Annotated in this window: 5 protein-coding genes and 1 pseudogene; 2 read left to right on the forward strand and 4 right to left on the reverse strand. The window is 71.8% G+C overall.

The window, feature by feature from the left end; translation table 11 throughout:
• Window positions 1-29 precede the first annotated feature (29 nt).
• The 3 genes from IE316_RS18140 to IE316_RS18150 form a co-directional block, all read right to left on the reverse strand.
• On the reverse strand, window positions 30-1,589 hold the full coding sequence (locus IE316_RS18140) for a class I adenylate-forming enzyme family protein (protein ID WP_190205399.1): 1,560 nt from the start codon (window positions 1,587-1,589) through the stop codon (window positions 30-32).
• A 31-nt stretch (window positions 1,590-1,620) separates the two neighbouring features.
• Entirely contained in the window at window positions 1,621-2,157 is a 537-nt protein-coding gene (locus IE316_RS18145; RefSeq protein ID WP_190205400.1) for an SRPBCC family protein, read from the reverse strand.
• Window positions 2,158-2,333: 176 nt separating this feature from the next.
• Complete coding sequence (locus IE316_RS18150) at window positions 2,334-3,311, reverse strand: NADPH:quinone reductase (RefSeq protein ID WP_190205401.1); 978 nt, start codon at window positions 3,309-3,311, stop codon at window positions 2,334-2,336.
• A 236-nt stretch (window positions 3,312-3,547) separates the two neighbouring features.
• On the opposite strand from IE316_RS18150, the gene IE316_RS18155 reads away from it, so the two are divergent.
• Window positions 3,548-5,149: an FAD-binding oxidoreductase gene (locus IE316_RS18155; protein ID WP_229910446.1), complete on the forward strand. Its 1,602-nt coding sequence runs from the start codon at window positions 3,548-3,550 to the stop codon at window positions 5,147-5,149.
• Window positions 5,150-5,255: 106 nt separating this feature from the next.
• Here IE316_RS18155 and IE316_RS18160 read toward each other — a convergent pair whose 3' ends face one another.
• Window positions 5,256-6,164 (reverse strand): LLM class flavin-dependent oxidoreductase, encoded by a 909-nt coding sequence (locus IE316_RS18160; RefSeq protein WP_229910447.1) that lies wholly within the window; start codon window positions 6,162-6,164, stop codon window positions 5,256-5,258.
• 377 nt (window positions 6,165-6,541) lie between these two features.
• Here IE316_RS18160 and IE316_RS18165 point away from each other — a divergent pair.
• Window positions 6,542-7,249 (forward strand): annotated as a pseudogene (locus tag IE316_RS18165) (2-oxoacid:ferredoxin oxidoreductase family protein); the annotation flags it as partial.

The raw sequence follows: 7,249 nt of genomic DNA on the forward strand, positions 1-7,249 counted from the left end.
CGCCCCGGTCCGCCGGGGCGCCGGGCCGGTCAGCCCTGGTCCTGCAACTGCTTCAGCAGCTCCAGGCGCTTGATCTTGGTGGTGGCGGTCTGCGGCAGGTCCTCCAGACGCCACTGCACCGGCTCGGCCATCGGCGGCAGGTCGGCCACCGCGGACCGCCACGCCACCGGGTCCAGCGGCCGGTCGCCCCGCGTGGACACCACCGGCACCGGCCTGCCGTCCGGGCCGGGCACGATGACCGCCTCGGTCAGCTCGGGCAGCCTGGCGAACAGCTTGTCCTCGATCTCCAGGGTGCTGTCGATGCCCGGGATCTCGTCCACCTCCCGGTCCAGCAGGTGCAGACAGCCCCACTTGGTGCGGTAGCCCACGTCGCCCATGCGCCACCAGTCGCCGTCGGCCTGCTTCTCCCAGCGCCCGTGCTCCCCGAGGTAGGTGACGATCCGGCCGTTGCTCTTGACCTCGATGAACCCGGGGGAGGACTTGGTGGGCGGCTTGCCGTCGCGGCTGACCACGCGCACCGCGGTCATCCCGGGGAACGGCCGGCCCACGCAGCGGCCCTCCGCCTCCGCGCCCCGCTCGGGGCTGTAGGTCCGGCCGGCGATGGGCCCCACCTCGCTCTGCCCGTACATCTGGACGAACTTGGCGCCGCTGCGGCGCGAGGCGCTCAGCAGCCGGTGCACCGTGCGCGGGTGGATGGCGTCGAACGTGGAGCTGAAGTACTTCACCTTCGCCAGCGGGGCCCGCGGGTCGTCGGCCAGCTCCTCCCAGCGCATGAACGTGTTGGGGTGCGCCTCGATCAGGCCGGGCGGCACCTGGCCGAACAGGTCGCCCACCACCTGCGGGTCGTCCTCGCGCAGGACGAGGACCGGGTGCCCCTGCAGGATCGAGATGGGCAGTGCCGTGAAGATGCGCGAGTGCACGAACGACACATGGATCGCCACCGGCTCACTGGAGTCGACCAGCTTGGCGACCGTGCCCTGCGGGCGGTACCGCGCCTCGAAGGTGCGGCCGGTGTGCACGGCCAGCTTCGGCACGCCCGTGGTGCCGGAGGTGTGGGTGATCAGCGTGGGGTGGTCCGGCGACATCCGGGCCGGCTGGACGCGCGGACTGCCCGCGAGCGACGCCAGCTCCACGGCACCCTCGTGACTGCCGGAGGTCAGCAGCAGCTCACGGGCCAGGCCGGTGACCTCCGCCGGCAGGTCGTGGTCGAGCTTGGCCTGATCGGTGACCAGGAAGGGCATGTCCACCCGGCGCAGCAGCTCGGCCACCGTCGCCCCGTCCAGCTTGGGGGAGAGCAGCACCGGCACCGCGCCGATGCGGGCGACCGAGCAGGCGAGCAGGGTGATGTCGAACCCGTTGCTCTTGTGGACCACCACGCGGTCGCCGGTGCGCACGCCCGCGGCCCACAGCCGGGCCGCGAAGTCGTCGACGATGCCGGCCACCTCGGTGAGCGTCAGCCGTCTGCCACGCTCCGGCGCGATGTCCAGGTCGTGGTCGAGAATCACCGGGCTCGCGGGGTGCCTCTCGGCCGCCCGGTCGAACAGTGTGCCCAGCCGTATTCCTCTGTTCGCGATGCGCTGGAGAAACATGCAGATCCTCTGGGGTCGAAGGAGAGCGCGTTCAGGACTCGATGACCTGCTTGATGCGCCGGAGGGTCGCGTCGAGGTCGTCCGCCAGCTTCGAGGTCCACTCCTCGACGAACTTCGCGCGTTCCGGCTCGTCGAGATCCGCGACGATCTTGTGGATGCCCGCCGTCGCCTTCCCCATCCGGAAGTGATGGGTCAGCACCGCCCCGCCGTCGGCCGGCTCGATGCCGAAGCCCCAGACGCTCTCCTGGTCGGCACCCGCGTGGGACAGCATCATCCAGCGGAACGCCCGGCCCGGCTCGGCGGTGACCACACGGGCCTCCGTGTACCAGGTGCCGCGCACCAGGGGCGCCCAGGCGACGACGTCCTCGCTGCGCAGGTTCTCCCCGCGGAACACCGCACCGACGGTGGCGGGCTCCCCGGAGATCCATTCACCGCCCTGGCACTCGGGGCTCCATTCACCGCTGCGCGGGAGGTCGCTCACCACGGAGTAGACCTCTTCCGGACTGGCCGCGACGAATATGTCGGCACTCAGTTCGAAGAGCGGGCTCTTGTCGATGAGGGAAGTCATGGCGAGAGCGTCGCAGCAGCTCGCACCGGGCGTCAGACATCCGACCCAGGATTAGTCAGGTCCACGGCGAAGCGGAGGGACGCGCGCGCCCGGACCCCCACCGGAACGCGCGCACGCCGAGGAGCGGCCCCCGGGAACGGCGCGGGCACGCCCCGGTGACCGCGTCCGCCGGCGGCCTACCGGTCGTGGTGCAGGACGATCTTGCCCCGTGCCTTGCCCTCCTCGACGAGGCGGTGGGCCTCGGCCGCGGCGCTCAGCGGCAGCGCGTGCACGGCGGGCGGGCGCAGCGAACCGTCCGCGAGCAGACGGGAGACGAACCCCGCCGCCTCGGCGAGTTCACCGGCCGACGCCTGGGAGATGGCGAACCCGACGATCGAGCAGTCCTTCACGTACAGGCGGCCCACCGGCAGTACGGGAGCCGTGGTCAGCCCCGAGAGCAGCACGATCCTGCCCCGCCTGGCCAGCAGGTCCACCGTGGTCGCCAGGTCGTTGCGCGCGGAGGTGTCCACGTACATGTCGACACCCGAGGGCGCGGCCCGGCGGATCAGGTCGGTGGCCCCGGCGTCCCGGTAGTCGACGAAGACCTCGGCGCCCAGTGCCCGCACCCGCTCCGAGCTGTCCGCGCCCGCCACCGCGACGACCCGGGCACCGGCGCGCGCCGCCATGAGCACCAGGGCGCTGCCCACGTTGCCGCCGGCCCCCACGACGACCACCGTCTCGCCCACCCGCAGCCGGCCGTGTGTGAACAGCGCCAGATACGCCGTCGTCGCCGGATGGGCCACCGCCACGGCATCGGCCGCCGCCACCCCGGCGGGCAGCCGGTACAGCCGGTCGGCGGTGACCAGCGCCCGCTCGGCGGCGGCGCCCTGCCGCCCGGCGTACCCCAGGCTGTTGCACCACACCCGGTCACCGACCGAGAACCCGGTCACCGCCGGCCCGGTCGCCGCGACCGTGCCCACCAGGTCGCGGCCGATCACGAACGGCAGCGGCACATCGGTGCGCCAGGCACCCGAGCGCACGAAGGTGTCGACGTGGTTGACCGCGCTGACCTCGACCTCGACGAGGACGTCCGCCGATCCCGGCCGGGGCGTGGGCAGCTCCCCGTACCGGATCACCTCCGGCGGCCCGAACTGTTCTATGTAGGCGGCAAACATGGTGCCGATCATGCCGCAGAGCACGGCCCCCGGGCCGGACGACGACCCCACAGTGTGTCACCTGGACCGGACCCTGGCCACACCAACCCGACCAGCGCGGACGGTACTTGACATAGACGAGCGGCTTCTGTGCCGCCACCGGCGGGCCATGGGCACGCTGGGGCCGCTTGGCAACCCAGACCGGACGCGCTCGCCGAATGGAGCTGCATGTGACTCAGTTGAACAGGAGACGGTTCATGGCCGGAGCGGGCGCCGCTGTGGCCGCCTCCGGGACCGTCGCCACCCTCGATACGCTCACGCCCGCCGCGCACGCGGCCCCCGGGACCGCCACCGGCGCGATCCCCACCGTCAGGCCCGGCGACGCCCGGTACGCCGACATGGTCTCCGGCATGAACGCCCGTCTCGTCGGCACCCCCGAGGCCGTCCGGCTGCCCGCCACCACCGAGCAGGTGGTGCAGGTGGTGAGCGAGGCCGTCCGGGCCGGCAAGCGGATCGTGGTACGCAGCGGCGGCCACTGCTTCGAGGACTTCGTCTTCAACAAGGAGGCCCAGGTCATCGCCGACCTGCGGCTGATGAACCGGGTCGGCTACGACGAGCGGCGGCGCGCCTTTTACGTCGAGCCGGGCGCCACCCTCCTCGACATCTACGAGACCCTGCACAACGGCTGGGGCGTGACGATCCCCGGTGGCGGCTGCCACAGCGTCGGCGCCGGCGGCCACTTCGCCGGCGGCGGCTACGGCGTCCTGTCCCGGGCGCACGGCATCGTCATCGACCACATCTACGCCGCCGAGGTCGTCACCGTCGACCGCAAGGGCCGGGTGCGGGCCGTCGTGGCCACCAGGGAACCGAACGACCCCAACCGCGACCTGCTGTGGGCGCTCGCGGGCGGTGGCGGCGGCAACTTCGGCATCGTCACCAAGTACTGGCTGCGCAGCCGCGGCGCCAAGGGCAACGACCCCGGCCGGCTGCTGCCCAAACCGCCGTCCCGGGTCGTCTACACCCAGGTCACCTGGCCCTGGGAGCAGATCACCGAGGCCGGCTTCACCAACCTGCTGCGCAAGTACAGCAAGTGGTCCAAGGACAACGCCGCCATGGACTCGGAGTACCTGGACCTCGGACACTGGCTGTTCCTCAACCACGTGTCGGCCGGCACCCTCTTCCTGGTGGCGCAGATCAACGCCGACCGGCCCGGCGCCCAGCAGCGGATGGACGCCTTCGTCGACTTCCTCAGCGAGGCGATGGGCGCCGAGCCGAACTGGCGCGACTCCCAGACCCTGCCGTTCATGAAGGCCACCACCTACAGCACCACCGGCGGCGAGACCCTCAACAACCCGAACCTGCGCACCTTCCACAAGTCCGCGTTCGTCAAGGACGTCTTCCCCCAGCGCCAGATCGACGCGCTGTACAAGAACCTGACGCGCAAGGACCACGACAACCTCTACAGCTACATCGTGCTGGCCTCCGCGGGCGGGCGGATCAACGAGCTGGGCCCCCACGACACCCCGGCACCGCACCGCGACTCGCACCTGCTGATGTTCTACGAGTGCTACTGGCACGACGCCGCCAAGGACGAGGCCAACATCGCCTGGCTGCGCGACATCTACCGCGACGTCTACGCCGACACCGGCGGCGTCCCCGTACCCAACGACGTCACCGACGGCTGCTACGTCAACTACCCGGACAGCGACCTGAGCGACCCCGCGTTCAACAAGTCCGGCCTGCCCTGGCACCAGTTCTACTACAAGGACAACTACGCCCGGCTGCAGAAGGTCAAGGCGGCCTGGGACCCGCGCAACGTCTTCCACCACCGGCAGTCCATCGAGCTGCCCGGCAGGTGAGACCCACCCACCCGAAGCGGGCTGTGCGACCGTCCGGGCCGCACAGCCCGCTCCGCTGCCGCCGCCCCGGCCGGGCACCGCGCCGGCGGCCGGGGCGGTACGGGGCTCACAGCAACGCGCGTGCCTCGGCGATCAGCTCGACCTGCTGCTGCCAGTCACCGCCGTCGACCACGAGGTCGAGGTGGTCGGCGCCGGCCTCCGCGTAGGCGGCGAACCGCTCCGCGGCCTCCTTCGGGCTGCCCCCGATCGGCACCAGCGGCGCCTCCTCCGGCGTCAGCCCGTACATGTCCACCAGGCTCTTTTCGAACGCCACGCGGGCCGAGCGCACCGACTCCTCGTCACCGAGCCCGGCGTGCAGCCACACCGTGGTGCTCGGCGCGGGCCGCCCCGCCTCCTCGGCGATCTCCCGCAGCCTCGCCACACCGCGGGCCACCGTCGCCGGCGGGACCATCGACGGCAGCCAGCCGTCCGCGTGCAGCGCGGCCCGCCGGATCGCACCGTCGGAGTTGCCCGCGATCAGCACCGGCGGTGCCGGCACGGCCGGTGCCAGCGTGAGCGCGGGGCCGTCCGGCAGCGTCGTCTCCTCGCCGGCCAGCAACTGCGGCAGCAGCTCCAGGGAGCGCACCAGCCGGGCGTTGCGGCCCTCCGGGGCGGCCCCCACGGCCTGCCAGAACGGCGTCCCCGGGGCCCCGCCCGACCCGACGCCCAGGACGACGCGGTCGCCGGACAGCCGCTGCAACGTGCCGATCTGGGCGGCGGTCCAGGCGATGTTCCGCAGCGGCAGCACCAGGACGCCGAACCGCAGCTCCACCCGCGTGGTCACGGCGGCGGCCGCCGAGAGGGCGACGGTGGCCTCCAGAGCGGGTGTGCCGTTGCCCATGATGAAGTCGGACACGGACACGGAGTCCAGGCCGGCCTGTTCGACGTGGCGGGCACCGGCCGCTATGCCTGGGAAACCCTTCGGCGCCAGGTCGGCCATGGTGGGCAGGGAGATGCCGACTTTGATCGCTGGCAAGACGTCCTCCGTGTCGCGTGACGATGGTGAGCGCCACCCCCGGACCGGATCACCGGACCGGTCCGGCTGCCCGATCGCACGGCGATGGCCGTAGCAGCGTAGCGACGGACGCGCGGCCGGGCCCGGATCGCGCCCGCACTATGTCAGCTCGCCCCGCCGCCCGGCGCGCCCCGCCCGGGGCGGACACTTGACGAAGCCCTTCCGGCCTCGTTGCCCGGCGGTCACGGGACGGGGTCCACTCGTGCCGTTGTCAGCAGATGCCGGGGCGTCAGGTCCACTCAGCGCAGCGATGCCCGGCGGGTGCTCGTGGTCAGGACGACTCTGGAGTCAGTACCGACATGACAGTTGTGACCAAGGACCCCGGCGGCCTCGCCGAGGGGCGGAAGCCGGTCACCCGGCTGGACCGGGTGATCATCAGATTCGCGGGCGACTCGGGCGACGGCATGCAGCTCACCGGCGACCGTTTCACCTCACAGACCGCGTCGTTCGGCAACGATCTGTCGACGCTGCCGAACTTCCCGGCCGAGATCCGGGCGCCCGCCGGGACACTGCCGGGTGTCTCGTCCTTCCAACTGCACTTCGCCGACCACGACATCCTCACCCCGGGCGACGCGCCGAACGTGCTGGTGGCGATGAACCCGGCCGCCCTGAAGGCGAACATCGGCGATCTGCCGCGCGGCGCGGAAGTCATCGTCAACACCGACGAGTTCACCCAGCGGGCGATCCTGAAGGCCGGTTACGCCGTCTCTCCGCTGGAGGACGGCTCGCTGGACGGCTACAGCCTCCACCCGGTGCCGCTGACGACGCTGACGGTGGAGGCGCTGAAGGAGTTCGCGCTGACCCGCAAGGAGGCCGAGCGCAGCAAGAACATGTTCGCGCTGGGCCTGCTGTCGTGGATGTACCACCGTCCCACGGAGGGCACGGAGCGGTTCTTGAGGGCGAAGTTCGCGAAGAAGCCGGACATCGCGGAGGCGAACATCGCGGCGTTCCGCGCGGGCTGGAACTTCGGCGAGACCACCGAGGACTTCGCGGTCTCTTATGAGGTGGCGCCGGCGGCGACCGCGTTCCCGCCGGGCGTGTACCGC

The sequence above is a fragment of the Streptomyces fumanus genome, assembly GCF_014655295.1.
Classification (GTDB): domain Bacteria; phylum Actinomycetota; class Actinomycetes; order Streptomycetales; family Streptomycetaceae; genus Streptomyces; species Streptomyces fumanus.